This window comes from Saccharopolyspora sp. NPDC045941 (genome assembly GCF_056431445.1).
Map to the genome: position 1 here is coordinate 198477 of NZ_JBWKKU010000001.1, position 14139 is coordinate 212615.

Consider the following 14139-nt stretch of genomic DNA (forward strand, 5'->3'; position numbering starts at 1 on the left):
AAGTAGCGAAACCGAGCAGCAGGAGACTTCCGACTCATGTACGCGATCGTCAAGACCGGCGGCAAGCAGTACAAGGTGGCTGTCGGGGACGTCGTCGAGGTCGAGAAGCTCGAGGGCGAGCTGGGCTCCGAGGTCAGTTTCCCGGCGCTTCTGGTCGTCGATGGCTCTGATGTCACGACCGACGCCGACGCGCTGGCCAAGGTGTCGGTGACCGGCAAGCTGGTCGAGCAGACCAAGGGCCCCAAGATCCGCATCCACAAGTTCAAGAACAAGACCGGCTACCACAAGCGCCAGGGTCACCGTCAGAAGCTGACCCGCGTTGAGGTCACCGGCATCACGAAGTGAGGACCTGAGTAGTCATGGCACACAAGAAGGGCGCATCCAGCTCTCGGAACGGCCGCGACTCTAACCCCAAGTACCTCGGGGTGAAGCGCTACGGCGGCCAGGTCGTCAAGGCCGGCGAGATCCTGATCCGTCAGCGGGGCACCAAGTTCCACCCCGGCCTGAACGTGGGACGGGGCAACGACGACACCCTGTTCGCGCTGTCCGCCGGTACCGTCGAGTTCGGACGTTACCGCGGCCGCAAGGCCGTCAGCGTGCTGCCGGCCGAGGCCTGATCCGGCTCTCGGCTGCGAAGTAGTTCCCGACGAGGGGCGGGTCCGGCTAGTCCGGCCCGCCCCTCGTCGTTTTCGTTGTGCGGGTGGTCACGCCTCCCGGCAGCGACGCGTCTCGCGCGGCACCATCGAGGTGGGTGACGTGCGCGTTCACGCGCGAGGCGCCCAAGACAGTTTTATGCCGGGCCGGGCTCGGCCGGAGTTTCCTGGAGGCATTCGTGTCGCGGTTCGTTGACCGCGTGACCATCCACGTCGCGGCAGGCGACGGCGGGCATGGCTGCGCCTCGGTGCACCGGGAGAAGTTCAAGCCGCTGGGCGGGCCGGACGGCGGCAACGGCGGCAAGGGCGGCGACGTCCAGCTCGTCGTGGATCCCAACGTGCACACCCTGCTCGACTTCCACTACCGCCCGAACGCCCGCGCGGCCAACGGCAAGCCGGGCCAGGGCAACATGCGCAACGGCGCGCAGGGCGGCGACCTCGTCCTGTCGGTCCCGGACGGCACCGTGGTGATGACCGAGGGCGGCGAGGTGCTGGCGGACCTCGTCGGCATCGGCACCACCTTCGTCGCCGCCGCGGGCGGCCGCGGTGGGCTGGGCAACGCCGCGCTGGCGTCCAAGGCGCGCAAGGCGCCCGGCTTCGCGCTCCTCGGCGAGGCGGGGGAGCAGTTCGACCTGGTGCTGGAGCTGAAGTCGGTCGCCGACGTCGGCCTCGTCGGATTCCCGTCGGCGGGCAAGTCGTCGCTGATCTCGGTGCTGTCCGCGGCGCGGCCGAAGATCGCCGACTACCCGTTCACCACGCTGGTGCCCAACCTCGGCGTGGTCACCGCCGGCGAGACGGTGTTCACCGTGGCGGACGTGCCGGGTCTGATCCCGGGTGCCAGCGAGGGCCGCGGCCTGGGATTGGACTTCCTGCGCCACATCGAGCGCTGCGCGGTCCTGGTGCACGTGGTGGACTGCGCCACGCTCGAACCCGGCCGCGATCCGCTGTCCGATGTGGACGCGCTGGAGAACGAGCTGGCGCAGTACACCCCGGCGCTGAAGGCCGAGCAGGGCGGCCAGGACCTGGAGTCCCGCCCGCGGATGGTCGTGCTCAACAAGATGGACGTGCCGGAGGCCCGCGAACTGGCCGAGCTGGTCAAGGCGGACCTGGAGGCGCGCGGCTGGCCGGTGTTCGAGGTGTCCACCGCGTCCCGCGAAGGGCTGCGCGAGCTGAGCTTCGCGATGGCCGCCGAGGTCGAGCGCTACCGCGCGCAGCTGCCGCCGCCGGAGCCGGCGCGAGTGGTGGTCCGGCCCGCGGCCGTCGACGCGGGCAACTTCACCGTCGAACCCGATCCCCAGTTCGAGGACGCGTTCGTGGTGCGCGGCGAGAAGCCGGAGCGGTGGGTGCGGCAGACCGACTTCGGCAACACCGAGGCGATCGGCTTCCTCGCCGACCGGCTGGCGAAGCTCGGCGTCGAGGAGGCCCTGGCCAAGCGGGGCGCGAAGCCCGGCAGCCAGGTGACCATCGGCAACATGACCTTCGACTGGGAACCGTCCACGCCGGCCGGCGTGGCGGGCGTGCTCGGCCGACGGGGCACCGACCTGCGCATCGACCACGACGACCGGATCTCGGCGTCCGACCGCAAGGCGGCGAAGAAGGCGCGCCGCAGCGCGCTGGACGAGTTCGGCCAGTACGTCGAGGAGGAGGACGGCCGGTGAGCGATCAGCTCTCGGCGACCAGGAAGGCGGTCGCCGCGGCGCAGCGCGTCGTGGTGAAGGTCGGGTCGTCGTCGCTGACCACCACGAAGGGCGGCCTGGACGCCGAGCGGCTGGCGACGTTGGTCGACACCGTGGCCCGGCGGGTCGCCGCCGGTGGCCAGGTGGTGCTGGTGTCGTCGGGAGCGATCGCGGCGGGCATCGCGCCGCTGGGGTTGAACCGCAGGCCGAAGGACCTCGCGACCCAGCAGGCTGCGGCGAGCGTCGGCCAGCAGGCTTTGGCGCACGCGTACGCGGAGTCCTTCTCGCGCTACGACCTGACGGTCGGGCAGGTGCTGCTCACTGCGGACGACGTGGTGCGCCGCGGTCACTACCGCAATGCGCAGCGCACCTTGGACCGGTTGCTCGGTCTCGGCGCGGTACCGGTGGTCAACGAGAACGACACGGTCGCGACGCACGAGATCCGCTTCGGCGACAACGACCGGCTGGCCGCGCTGGTGTCGCACCTGGTGGGTGCCGACGCGCTGGTCCTGCTGTCCGATGTGGACGCCCTGTACGACGGCGATCCGCGCCGCGGCGGCGCTTCGGCGATCCGGGAGGTCAACGGCGACGCGGACATGGCGGGCGTGCACGCCGGACGCACCGGCGCGTCCGGGCTGGGCACCGGTGGCATGGCGTCGAAGGTGGAGGCGGCGAGGGTCGCCTGCTCCTCGGGGATTCCGGTGCTGCTGACCTCCGCCGCGCTGGCCGAGCGCGCGCTCGGCCCGGCCGATGTCGGCACCGCTTTCGCGGCGACCGGCAGCAGGCTCTCGGCGCGCCGCTTCTGGCTTGCGCACGCGGCCGGGGCCAACGGCCGGCTGTGGCTGGACGACGGTGCGGTGGCAGCGGTCGTCAAGCGCCGCCGTTCCCTGCTGGCGGCGGGCATCACGGCGGTGGAGGGCGCGTTCGACGGTGGCGACGTGGTCGAGCTGGTCAACCCGGCGGGCAAGGTCGTGGGCCGCGGCGTGGTCGCCTACGACGCGGCGGAACTGCCGGACCTGATCGGCCGCTCGACGCACGAGCTGCCGGCGGAACAACGCCGAGAGGTGGTCCACGCCGACGACCTCGTCCCGCTCCGCTGAGGACGATTTCCCCTGAGCGAAAGGCACCTCCGAGCGGAGGTGCCTTTCGTCGGCCGGGCCGAGGTCAGCGGAGCTCGGTGCCCTTGGTCTCGGGCAGCGTGCGGATCACGAAGAACGCGATCGCCGAGGCGATTGCGATGTACCAGAAGAACATCGTCGACAGCTCGTAGCGCGCCAGCGTCTGGATCACCAGCGGGGCGGTGCCGCCGAAGATCGCGACGGTGAGGTTGTACCAGGCGCCGATGCCCAGGCCGCGCAGCTCGGTCGGGAACAGCTCCGACATGATCGCCGGAGCGATCGAGGTCATCGCGGTGTACAACGCGATTCCCACGCAGAACACCACGAGCAGGCCACCCAGCCCGGGACGGACCAATGTGGACAGCGGCACGATGAGGACCGCGATCGCCGCCGACCACACCAGCAGCTGTGGCTTTCGCCCGATGCGGTCCGACAGCGCGCCCATCGGGTACTGCAGCGCGATGAACAGCGCGGTGGCGATCGACAGCGCGAGGAACACGTCGGTGGCGTCGGCGTGCCGGGTCTTCACCGCGAACGGCGTCAGCGCGCTGAAGAACGTGTAGTAGCAGAGCGTGGACAGCATGCTGAAGCCCACCAGCTGGCCGACCGCCTTGGGGTGGTGCTTGATCGTCATCCACAGCGGATTCTTCAGCGCCTTGGCCTTGGCTCGGTTGTCCTCGAACTGCTCGGTCTCCTCGAGCGTGCGGCGCAACCAGATGCCGAGCAGCCCGAGCACGCCGCCGATCAGGAACGGGATCCGCCAGCCGAAGTCGGTGAGCTGCTCCTCGGTGAGCAGCGCCGTCAGCGCGTAGCCGAGCAGCGAGGCGACGAGCAGCGCGGAGCCGGTCGAGATGTAGAAGAACGCCGAGTAGCGGCCGCGCTTGGCGGCCGGGGCGATCTCCGCCAGGTAGGCCGATGCGTTGGACACCTCGCCGCCGAGCGAGAGGCCCTGCCCGATGCGCGCCAGGACCAGCAGGACCGCCGCGGCCCAGCCGATCGACTCGAACGTCGGCAGCAGGCCGATGATCAGCGAGCCACCGGCCATCAGCGAGATGGTCACCAGCATCGCCGTCTTGCGGCCCCGGAGGTCGGCGAACCGCCCGAGCAGCCAGCCGCCGAGCGGGCGGAAGAAGAACGCCAGCGCGAACGTGGCCAGCGTGTTGATCAGCGCGAGCTCACCGGGGAAGAACGCCGCGGCGAAGTAGACGCTGAAGGCGGTGTAGATGGTCCAGTCGTACCACTCGACCGCGTTGCCGATGCTGGCGGCGACCAGGGTTCGGATGGGTAGTCGGGAATCCTCGGCCGTCGCCGCTTCGTGCGCCATCGCATCCTCCGGTGTCGTGGCAGGACGCCCGTGCGCCGGAGATGTGCTGTTGTTCTCCGGGCTTCGTACGGGTGACGACACAGTACGGTCTGGGTCGCCCGTACGGAAGATCCCAATTCACCCTGTGGGAGGACCTGGACTACAGGGCGCGATCGGAGTACCGGTCAGTTCGTGCGCGAACCGGTTGCACTCCGGGCACGTCGTCCACAGCCATGCGACGTCGGAGTTGTCCACGGCGATCTGCTTGCCGCACAGCGTCTCGATCTGCGCGTCCACCGGAAAACCGCCGCGGGGCCGGGGTTTCAGCGTGGCGTGGCGCTGCCCATCGCCGGGTTGCCAGCGAAACGGGTGAGGCATGCAAGATCACCGCCTGTTCCAACTCGACTGAGGCGTCCGCCGCTTGTCGCGTCCGGCAGCCGGTTCTGGGGGGACGACGCCGCCGGGATTGCGGTGCTGGACACCGAGGACGCGCCGGGCGGCTGCGAGACTGGCCGGTGCCCTCCTGATCGGACGTCGTCGCACGTACCATTCTGGTGGTACTGAAACGGCTGGCCAATTACCTGAACAGGTAGTAGTTACCAGACCCGAATTCTGTTTCGCTATGTTTCATGACCCGTACCACTGGCGGCACGCCGAAGGCCCGCGCGCTCGGGGCTGAGCTGCGCGAAGCCCGGGAACTGGTCGGCAAGAGCCTCCGCGCGCTGGCACAGGAGCTCGACACCAATCACGTCAAGCTGATGCGGTACGAGACGGGCAAGTCCGTGCCGCCGCCGGAAGTGGTGGCCGCGTTCGTGACGGCGCTGGGAGTTTCGGCCACCGAGCGTGATCGACTCGTCGAGATGGCGCGCGACGCCGACGTGCCGAACTGGCTCACCGCGGATCGCGCCGGCGTGCGGCAGGAGCTGACTGCGCTGATCGAGTTCGAGCGCACCGCCACCCGCATCACCAATGTGGCCACCGGGCTGGTTCCCGGGCTGCTGCAGACCTCCGACTACGCGCGCGCCGTGATGCGCGGCAGGCCGGTCGGCGAGGTGGAGAAACTGGTGCTGATGCGCGTCGGCCGCCGGGAGATCCTCTCCGCGCGCAACGGTCCGCAACTGACGGCGATCATCAGCGAACACGCGCTGCGGGAACCGATCGGTGGGCACGCCGTGATGGCCGACCAGCTCCGCAAGGTCGCGGAACTCGCGGAATGGTCCAACATCGAAGTCCGCGTCGTGGCGAGCGGTTCGACGTCCTGGCATCCCGGTCATGTCGGCCCGTTCGTGGTGTTCGAATTCCCGAAGGCGCAGCCGATCGTCCACCTGGAGCACTACCGGTCCGCCGCCTTTCTGTACAACCCCGGACTAGCGCAGGAATACCTGGACGCGATCACTACCCTGCTCTCGTTCGCGATGGATCACGACGAATCGATCGGGTTCATCGCCAAGTGTGCGAACGAGATGGAGGCCATTGCGTGACTACGGCACAGCCGGTTGGTTGGCGGAAGTCGAGCCGGTCGGCGCAGGTGAGCGACTGCGTCGAGGTCGGCCGCTTCGGTGACGGCGCGGCCGTCCGGGATTCGAAGAACCGGGCTGCGGGGTACTTCGCGGTTTCGGGTGGTCAATGGAGATCGTTCGTCGCCGGGGTGCGCGCCGGCCGATTCGATTCCTGACGTCGACTCCTGCGGTGCCCTCGGCGTCGGTTCGAGGGCACCGAGCCGGTTTTCCGCATTTCATTCGCCTTCGCACCTTTTCATGACCTACTTCGGGTGAATTGCACCCGGTGGCCGAATTCGGTCGAATGCGTTGCCGCGTAGGGCAGACTGGTCCGGTGAACACCGCGCGCGAGCTCGCCGACGAGCTGATCGAGGTCCTGGCGGATGAGGATCCGCTGAACGAACTCCTGCAGGGGATACCGGGAATCGACCACCGGCTGGGCGATCTCGACGAGTCCGCGGAGTCCGCGATCCGCGAGCGCGCGCTGCGCATCGCCGCCGCGGCCCGCTCGCTCGATCCGCCGCCCGAGGACCGGATCACCCGCGGTGTGGTGGTGCAGCAGGCAGAGGCGGTCGCGACGCGGCTCGGCGCGCGGCTGGTCGAACACACCATGCACGACCTGCTGGTCTCGCCGATCGCCAAGCTGCTCGAACTCCTCCCCGCAGTGCGGCCGTCCGGGCCGCAGCAGGAACAGGACTTCCTGACCAGGCTCGCCGAGATCCCCGATTTCCTTGCCAAAGCGGCGGATCGGCACCGCCACGGCGCGGCGGCGGGGCGGACGCCGGTCGCGCGCCGGGTCCGGGATGCGGTCGCGCATCTCGACGTCTACCTGTCGGCCCCGGAAAGCGATCCGTTGCGGCAGGCTCCGTTGCGCAGTGCCGACGAGCGGGATCGGCTGCTCGCCGACGCGGTCCGGCCGGCGTTCGCCGCGTACCGCAACGTCCTGCACACCGAGATCCGGCCGCACGGCCGTCCCGACGACCGGCCGGGGCTGTGCTGGCTGCCGGGCGGTGCGGAGACTTACGCAGCACTGGCCCGGATGCACACCACGGTCGACTGGACCCCGGAGGAGCTGCACCGCACCGGGCTCGCGGCGATCGAAGGGCTTGCCGAGGAATACGCGGAAATCGGTTCGCGGGAATTCGGCCTGCGAACCGCCGCCGAGGTGCAGCAGCGGATGCGCACCGATCCGGCGTTGTGCTGGCAGAACGCCGCGGAGCTGCTCGGAGCGGCCCAGGCGGCGATCGGCCGTGCCGAAGAGGCGGCGCCGGAGTGGTTCGGGCGGCAGCCGGCGCAGCGGTGCCGGGTGGAAGCCGTCCCGGCGGACCGCGAGGCGAGTGCGACCGCGGCCGCGTACCTCCCGGCGCCGCTGGACGGCTCCAGGCCGGGGATCTACTACGCCAACACCTACCGCGCCGAGGAGCGCCCCCGGTTCCTGGCCGAGGCGACGGCGTTCCACGAAGCCGTTCCGGGACACCACTTCCAGATCACCCTCGCGCAGGAGCTGACCGGGGTGCCGCTGATCCGGCGGGCCGCGTGGATCAACGCGTTCATGGAGGGCTGGGGCCTGTACGCGGAGCGGTTCGCCGACGAGGCCGGCCTGTACTCGGACGACATCGCGCGGCTGGGCATGCTCGCGATGGATTCGATGCGCGCGGCGCGGCTGGTGGTGGACACCGGGCTGCACGCCTTCGGCTGGAGTCGTCGGCAGGTGGTGGACTTCCTCCGAGCGAACACGGTGATGCCGGAGGTCGAGATCCAGTCGGAAACCGACCGGTACATCGAAAATCCGGGGCAGGCGCTGTCCTATCTGGTCGGCCGCCTGGAGATCCAGCGGCTGCGCGCCAAGGCCGAAGCGCAGCTGGGCCCGGCATTCGACCTCAGGGCGTTCCACGACGTGGTCATCGGCAACGGCCCGCTGCCGATGCCGGTCCTGGACGAGGTCATCGCCGGATGGGTGCGAGCGCAGGGCTGAAGCGCAGGACTGCTCGCCCGTGCGTACTTCGTGCTGCTATGGCGGCACGAAGTACGCACGGGTCTTGAGCAGCGGCTCAGCGTCCAGATCCGCTCACGAAGTGGTGGCGAGGGTGAAGGGCAGGACCGCTGGGGCGCCCGCCTGGCGGAGCAGGCGGCTGACGACGGTGACGGTCCAGCCGGTGTCGGCGTAGTCGTCCATCAGCAGCACCGGTCCATCCAGTGTGGACAGTTTGGCTGCGAGTTCCTCGGGGACCTTGAACTGCTGCCACAGCGAAGCCACCCGCTGCGCGCTGTTCGTGGCGCGCCGGGGCGTCGTGTTCGGGTTCGTCAGCACCTCGCCGAGCAGTGGCAGCCGGCCGATCGTGGCGATCCGCTCCGCCAGGCTGCGCACCAGCAGGGGGCGCGTCCGCGAACCGAGCGCGACCACGCCCACCGGGCGCTGAGCCCACTCCCACGCGGCCAGCACCTTGATCCCGGCCTGGAACAGGTCGTCCGGCAGTTCCTGGTCGGGCGCGCCGGTGGCGAGCAGTTCGCGCAGCCGGTTGCCCCAGCCGATGTCGGTGAGCCGCCCGATCGCCCGGCCCGTGGTGGCCTGCTCCCCGGCGGGCAGCTTGCCGGACGCCGGGACGCCCAGCGAGTCCATCCCGCTCGGCCACATCTTGCGCGGCGAAACCTCCACGCCGGGCCGCCGCAGGCGCTCCCCGGCCTGCTGCACGGCCTGGTCGTCGACGTCCCCGGAATAGCCGGAGCCGGTGCAGTTGTCGCAGCGGCCGCAGGGTTCGGCCGCCGGATCGTCCAGCTGCCGCCGGAGGAACTCCATGCGGCACGACGACGTGCCGAGGTAGTCGAGCATCGCCTGCTGCTCGGACTTCCGCTCCGCGGCGATGCGGGCGTAGCGCTCGGCGTCGTAGTGCCACGGCTCGCCGGTGGCCTCCCAACCGCCCTTCACCCGGCGGACGGCCCCGTCGACGTCCAGCACCTTCAGCACCATCTCCAGCCGGGTGCGTCCCAGCTCGACGTGCGGCTCCAGCGCGGCCGTCGACATGCGCTCGTGCTGCGCCAGCGCGTCGAGCACCGCGCGCACCGTCGGCTCCGGCGGGAACGCCAGCGACGCGAAGTAGCTCCAGATGTCGCGGTCCTCCGGCCCGGGCAGCAGCAGCACCTCGGCCCGCTGCACGCCGCGCCCGGCGCGGCCGATCTGCTGGTAGTAGGCGATCGGCGAGGACGGCGCGCCCAGGTGGACCACGAAACCGAGGTCGGGCTTGTCGAAACCCATGCCCAGCGCCGAGGTCGCGACCAGCGCCTTGACCCGGTTCGCCAGCAGGTCCGCCTCGGCCTGCTGCCGCTCGCCGGGATCGGTGCGGCCTGAGTAGGACGCCACCTCGTAGCCCTGATCGCGCAGGTAGGCGGCGATCTCGTCGGTCGCCGCCACGGTCAGCGTGTAGATGATGCCGGAGCCGGGCAGCTCCTTCAGGTGGCTCGCCAGCCACCCCAGCCGCGCTTCCGCCGAGGGCAACCGGACGACGCCCAGCCGCAGGCTCTCCCGGTCCAGGGTGCCGCGCAGCACCAGCGTCTCCTGCGGGTCGGTGTACTCGCCGCCGACCCCGAGCTGGTCGGAGACGTCCTGCACGACGCGGTCGTTCGCGGTGGCGGTGGTCGCCAGCACCGGGACGCCCTCCGGCAGCTCCGTGAGCAGCGTCCGCAGCCGCCGGTAGTCCGGGCGGAAGTCGTGGCCCCAGTCGGAGATGCAGTGCGCCTCGTCCACCACCAGCAGGCCCGCGGTCTGCGTGAGCTCGGGCAGGATCGTGTCGCGGAAGTCGGGGTTGTTCAGCCGCTCCGGGCTGACAAGCAGCACGTCCACCTCGCCGGAGGCGACCTGCTCCTCGATGTCGGCCCACTCGTCGGGGTTCGCGGAGTTGATCGTGGCGGCGTGCACCCCGGCGGCAGCGGCCGCGTCGACCTGGTTGCGCATCAGCGCGAGCAGCGGCGAAACGATCACCGTCGGTCCCTCGCCGAGCTCGCGCAGCAGCGCGGTGGCGATGAAGTAGACGGCCGACTTCCCCCAGCCGGTGCGCTGCACCACCAGCGCGCGGCGGCGTTCCAGCACCAGGGCGCGGATGGCGCTCCACTGGTCCTCGCGCAGCGCGGCGTCGGGGCCGGCCAGCGCGCGGAGTCGGTCGTCGGCGAGTTCGCGCAGCGCGTTTTCGTCCACGCCCCGATTCCTACCGGATGCCCACGACGCCGCACGTCCGGGGTGAAATCCGGTGCCGGGACGAGGACCGAACGGACTAGTCTGGGCGGGTGACCACCACCGAGTCCACGATCACAGGCAAGGTGTCCGGCGACGAGCTGCGGGAGCAGGTCCGCGACGCGGCGCGACGCGCCAAGCGGGCGGCGGCCGAGCTGGCGCAGGCCACCCGGGGCGACAAGGACGCGTTGCTGCACGCGATGGCCGACGCGCTGGTGCGGCGGGCGCCGGAGATCCTCGCCGCCAACGACAGGGACGTCGCCGCCGGCCGCGAGTCCGGGATGCCGGAGAGCCTGATCGACAGGCTGAGCCTGAGCACCGAGCGCGTCGAGGCGATGGCAGACGGGCTGCGCACGGTCGCCGGCCTTCCGGACCCGGTGGGCGAGGTGGTGCGCGGCAGCGTGCTGCCCAACGGGTTGCAGCTGCAGCAGGTCCGGGTGCCGCTCGGCGTGGTCGGGATCGTCTACGAGGGTCGTCCCAACGTCACCGTGGACGCCGCGGGCCTGACGCTGAAGGCGGGCAACGCGGTGCTGCTGAGGGGCTCGTCCTCGGCGGAGCACTCCAACACCGTGCTGGTGTCGATCCTCGCCGACGTGGTCCGCGAGCGCGGCCTGCCTGCCGACGCCGTGCAGCTCCTGCCGTGCCACGACCGGGCGTCCGTGCAGCACTTGATCACCGCGCGCGGCCTGGTGGACGTGGTGATCCCGCGCGGCGGTGCCGGGCTGATCTCCGCCGTCGTGCAGAACGCCACGGTGCCCGCGATCGAGACCGGCGTCGGCAACTGCCACGTGTACGTCGACGCGACTGCGGACATCGACACCGCGCTGCGGATCCTTCTCAACTCCAAGGCCCGGCGTCCGAGCGTGTGCAACGCGGCGGAAACGGTGCTGGTGCACAAGGACATCGCCGAGGAGTTCCTGCCCCGGGCGCTCGCCGAGCTGCACGGCGCGGGCGTGACGGTGCACGGCGATGAGCGCGTCATCGCGGTCGGCGGCTCCAACGTGGTCGCGGCGACCGACGAGGACTGGGACACCGAGTTCTTGTCGCTGGACATCGCGGCGGCGGTGGTCGACTCGCTGCCCGACGCCGTCGAGCACATCCGCGCCCACGGCTCCGGGCACACCGAGGCCATCGTGACCAGCGACGTCCGCGCGGCCCGGCAGTTCACCGTTCAGGTGGACGCCGCGGCGGTGATGGTCAACGCCTCCACCGCGTTCACCGACGGCGCCGAGTTCGGGATGGGTGCCGAGATCGGCATTTCCACCCAGAAGCTGCACGCCCGCGGGCCGATGGGCCTGCCGGAGCTGACGTCCACGAAGTGGCTGGCGTTCGGCGACGGGCACGTGCGGCCGGGCTCCGCCCCGTCGAGCACCAGTTCCTGCCCGGGGAGCTGACCTTGACCCAGGCGCCGCGCCGCAAACGTGACTCGGCCGCCACCAAGGACGCGCTGTTGCAGGCCGCGTCGGCGCTGTTCGCCGAGCGCGGCTTCAACGCGACCACGGTGCGCGACGTGGCGGCGCGGGCGGGGGTGAACCAGGCCCTGCTGTTCCGCTACTTCGGCTCCAAGCAGGAGCTTTTCGCGGCGGTGCTCAGCCACAACAGCACCCGGCTGCTCGAAGCGCAGCCGCCGGAGGAGCTGCCGCTGCGGATCCTCGGCAACCTCTTGTCCGCGGAACAGCTCAGCGGTCCTGAGCATCCGATCGCGGCGATGCTGCGCTCCTACAGCGACGAGCGCGCCGCGCACGTGCTGCGCGAGGAGCTGGGCGCACGCTACGCGGCCCGGCTGGCGGAGCTCACGGACGCGCCGGACGCCGAGCTGCGCGCGGATCTGGTGCTGGCGTGGCTGTTCGGTATCGGCATGGTCCGCTCGGTGCTGGGCAAGTCCCCGTTGGCGGACGCCGATCCCGAGGCGGTCGCGCGCCACGTGGCGCGCGGGATTTCCGTTCTGCTGGAACGAACGGACCTTCCGGACGAAAAGTGATCAAGGCGTGCACCTGCACCGGAGCCGGCGTACGGTGATGATGTAAGCGACTGCTTACATCACGTCCACCAGGAGCTGTGCATGACCACCACGGAGCCGAGGACCTATCCCTTCAGCGCGGCCGACAAGCTGAACCTGGATCCCATCTACGCCCACCTGCGCGAGCAGGAACCGCTGACCCGGGTCCAGCTGCCCTACGGCGAGACGGCTTGGCTCGCGACCCGATACGAAGACACCAAGATCGTGCTGGGCGACCCGCGCTTCAGCCGCGCCGCCGCGCTCGACCACGACGAGCCGAGGCTGCGGCCGAACAGCCCGCAAGGCGGACTGCTCAGCATGGACCCGCCGGACCACACCCGTCTCCGCAAGCTGGTGGCGAAGGCCTTCACCGCGCGCCGCGTGGAACAGCTGCGGCCGCGGACCCAGGAGATCGCCGACGGCCTGGTGGACCGGATGATCGAACGAGGCGGACCCACCGACCTCGTCGAGGAGTTCGCGCTGCCGCTGCCGATCACCGTCATCTGCGAACTGCTCGGCGTGCCCTACGCCGACCGCGGGGACTTCCGGGTGTGGTCGGACGCGTTCCTGTCCACCACGAAGCTCACGCCGGAGCAGGTGACCGACTACATCGACAAGATGTTCGGCTACATCGCCGGGCTGATCGCCCAACGCCGCGAGGAACCCGCCGACGACCTGCTCAGCGCGTTGATCGCGGCCCGCGATGAGCAGGACAAGCTGTCCGAGGACGAACTCGTCCGGCTGGCGGCGGGGATCCTGGTGGCCGGTCACGAGACCACCGCGACCCAGATCCCGAACTTCGTCTACGTGCTGCTGACGCACCCGGAGCAGCTCGCCGGGCTGCGCGAGAACCTCGACGCGGTGCCGCAGGCCGTCGAGGAGCTGATGCGCTACGTGCCGCTCGGTGTCGGCGCCGGCTTCCCGCGATACGCCACCGAGGACGTGGAGCTGGGCGGCGTGCTGGTGCGGGCCGGCGAGCCGGTCATGGTCAGCGCGTCGGCCGCGAACCGCGACGAGGGGGTGTTCAGCGATCCCGAGCAGCTCGACCTGACCCGCCGGGAGGCGACGCACCTCGGCTTCGGGCACGGCCCGCACCACTGCCTCGGCGCCCAGCTCGCGCGGCTGGAGCTGCAGGTCGCGCTGCGCACGCTGCTGACCCGGCTGCCGGGGCTGCGGTTCGCGACATCCGAGGCAGACGTCGAGTGGAAGAGCGGAATGCTCGTCCGGGGGCCCCAGCGGATGGTGCTGACGTGGCAAGGTGTCGAGTGATCTCCCTCATGACTGGAAGAGGTGGGCAATGAGCTGGACGATCGAGGTCGATGCGGACACCTGCATCGGTTCCGGCATGTGCGCCGGTGTCGCGCCTGATCACTTCGAGCTGGTGGACGGGTACGGCTGCGCCAGGAACGCGGCGGTGGACCCGGCCGACCAGGTGGTCGACGCGGCGGAGTCCTGTCCCGTGGAGGCGATCCTGGTCAAGGACGCCGAGACCGGCGACGTAGTGGCCCCAGAAGAGTGACGTAGGACACATTCGTGTCCGCGTCATGGTTGCCCGGGTCCGCGCGTCACACCGGTGCGCGCCTTGAGAAATGGCAGCGCCGGCGACCCGAGGTGGGCCCCCAGCCGCCGAGGGTCGTGCAGGGCCGTGGGGCCCGGCTCAGGGGGG

The 14139-nt window shown here is 70.6% G+C and carries 14 protein-coding genes; 11 read left to right on the plus strand and 3 right to left on the minus strand.

What is annotated here, in order from left to right; translation table 11 throughout:
- Positions 1-36: 36 nt before the first annotated feature.
- The 4 genes from rplU to proB all read left to right on the plus strand — a co-directional run bounded on the left by rplU (position 37) and on the right by proB (position 3429).
- Positions 37-345, plus strand: a complete 309-nt coding sequence (gene rplU / locus AC07FN_RS00880) for a 50S ribosomal protein L21 (protein WP_093278869.1) — start codon at positions 37-39, stop codon at positions 343-345.
- Between the two features lie 14 nt (positions 346-359).
- Positions 360-617: a 50S ribosomal protein L27 gene (rpmA, locus tag AC07FN_RS00885; protein WP_132489159.1), complete on the plus strand. Its 258-nt coding sequence runs from the start codon at positions 360-362 to the stop codon at positions 615-617.
- 203 nt (positions 618-820) lie between these two features.
- Entirely contained in the window at positions 821-2311 is a 1491-nt protein-coding gene (gene obgE, locus AC07FN_RS00890) for a GTPase ObgE (protein WP_478393875.1), read from the plus strand.
- Positions 2308-3429: a glutamate 5-kinase gene (gene proB / locus AC07FN_RS00895; protein WP_452612086.1), complete on the plus strand. Its 1122-nt coding sequence runs from the start codon at positions 2308-2310 to the stop codon at positions 3427-3429. Before obgE ends, proB begins: the two co-directional genes overlap by 4 nt.
- Before the next feature lie 64 nt (positions 3430-3493).
- On the opposite strand, the gene AC07FN_RS00900 is transcribed toward proB, so the two are convergent.
- Positions 3494-4771: an MFS transporter gene (locus AC07FN_RS00900; protein WP_478393745.1), complete on the minus strand. Its 1278-nt coding sequence runs from the start codon at positions 4769-4771 to the stop codon at positions 3494-3496.
- A gap of 117 nt (positions 4772-4888) precedes the next feature.
- Entirely contained in the window at positions 4889-5128 is a 240-nt protein-coding gene (locus AC07FN_RS00905; protein WP_478388354.1) for an HC3 family zinc finger protein, read from the minus strand.
- Between the two features lie 251 nt (positions 5129-5379).
- On the opposite strand from AC07FN_RS00905, the gene AC07FN_RS00910 reads away from it, so the two are divergent.
- The 3 genes from AC07FN_RS00910 (at position 5380) to AC07FN_RS00920 (ending at position 8224) form a co-directional block, all read left to right on the plus strand.
- On the plus strand, positions 5380-6231 hold the full coding sequence (locus AC07FN_RS00910) for a helix-turn-helix domain-containing protein (RefSeq protein ID WP_478393746.1): 852 nt from the start codon (positions 5380-5382) through the stop codon (positions 6229-6231).
- On the plus strand, positions 6228-6425 hold the full coding sequence (locus AC07FN_RS00915; RefSeq protein ID WP_132489149.1) for a DUF397 domain-containing protein: 198 nt from the start codon (positions 6228-6230) through the stop codon (positions 6423-6425). Before AC07FN_RS00910 ends, AC07FN_RS00915 begins: the two co-directional genes overlap by 4 nt.
- A gap of 158 nt (positions 6426-6583) precedes the next feature.
- Positions 6584-8224: a DUF885 domain-containing protein gene (locus tag AC07FN_RS00920; protein WP_478393747.1), complete on the plus strand. Its 1641-nt coding sequence runs from the start codon at positions 6584-6586 to the stop codon at positions 8222-8224.
- A 93-nt stretch (positions 8225-8317) separates the two neighbouring features.
- On the opposite strand, the gene AC07FN_RS00925 is transcribed toward AC07FN_RS00920, so the two are convergent.
- The gene (locus AC07FN_RS00925) at positions 8318-10438 is read right to left on the minus strand and encodes a RecQ family ATP-dependent DNA helicase (protein WP_452612081.1); all 2121 of its coding nucleotides are present in this window, start codon (positions 10436-10438) and stop codon (positions 8318-8320) included.
- A gap of 89 nt (positions 10439-10527) precedes the next feature.
- Here AC07FN_RS00925 and AC07FN_RS00930 point away from each other — a divergent pair, with 89 nt between their 5' ends.
- The 4 genes from AC07FN_RS00930 to AC07FN_RS00945 all read left to right on the plus strand — a co-directional run bounded on the left by AC07FN_RS00930 (position 10528) and on the right by AC07FN_RS00945 (position 13992).
- Positions 10528-11868 carry a glutamate-5-semialdehyde dehydrogenase gene (locus tag AC07FN_RS00930; RefSeq protein ID WP_478393748.1) on the plus strand — a complete coding sequence of 447 codons (1341 nt, stop codon included), beginning with the start codon at positions 10528-10530 and terminating at the stop codon, positions 11866-11868.
- Positions 11869-11870: 2 nt separating this feature from the next.
- Positions 11871-12455, plus strand: coding sequence for a TetR/AcrR family transcriptional regulator (locus AC07FN_RS00935; protein WP_478393749.1), 585 nt, complete (start codon positions 11871-11873; stop codon positions 12453-12455).
- Between the two features lie 81 nt (positions 12456-12536).
- A complete protein-coding gene (locus tag AC07FN_RS00940; RefSeq protein WP_478393750.1) occupies positions 12537-13742 on the plus strand; it encodes a cytochrome P450 in 1206 nt (401 codons plus the stop codon).
- A gap of 28 nt (positions 13743-13770) precedes the next feature.
- Positions 13771-13992 (plus strand): ferredoxin, encoded by a 222-nt coding sequence (locus tag AC07FN_RS00945; protein ID WP_132489137.1) that lies wholly within the window; start codon positions 13771-13773, stop codon positions 13990-13992.
- Positions 13993-14139 lie beyond the last annotated feature (147 nt).

Coding starts and splice junctions, on each gene's coding strand:
- rplU (WP_093278869.1), top strand. CDS start 37: ATGTACGCGATCGTCAAGACCGGCGGCAAGCAGTACAAGGTGGCTGTC.
- rpmA (WP_132489159.1), top strand. CDS start 360: ATGGCACACAAGAAGGGCGCATCCAGCTCTCGGAACGGCCGCGACTCT.
- AC07FN_RS00900 (WP_478393745.1), bottom strand. CDS start 4,771: ATGGCGCACGAAGCGGCGACGGCCGAGGATTCCCGACTACCCATCCGA.
- AC07FN_RS00905 (WP_478388354.1), bottom strand. CDS start 5,128: ATGCCTCACCCGTTTCGCTGGCAACCCGGCGATGGGCAGCGCCACGCC.
- AC07FN_RS00910 (WP_478393746.1), top strand. CDS start 5,380: ATGACCCGTACCACTGGCGGCACGCCGAAGGCCCGCGCGCTCGGGGCT.
- AC07FN_RS00940 (WP_478393750.1), top strand. CDS start 12,537: ATGACCACCACGGAGCCGAGGACCTATCCCTTCAGCGCGGCCGACAAG.
- AC07FN_RS00945 (WP_132489137.1), top strand. CDS start 13,771: ATGAGCTGGACGATCGAGGTCGATGCGGACACCTGCATCGGTTCCGGC.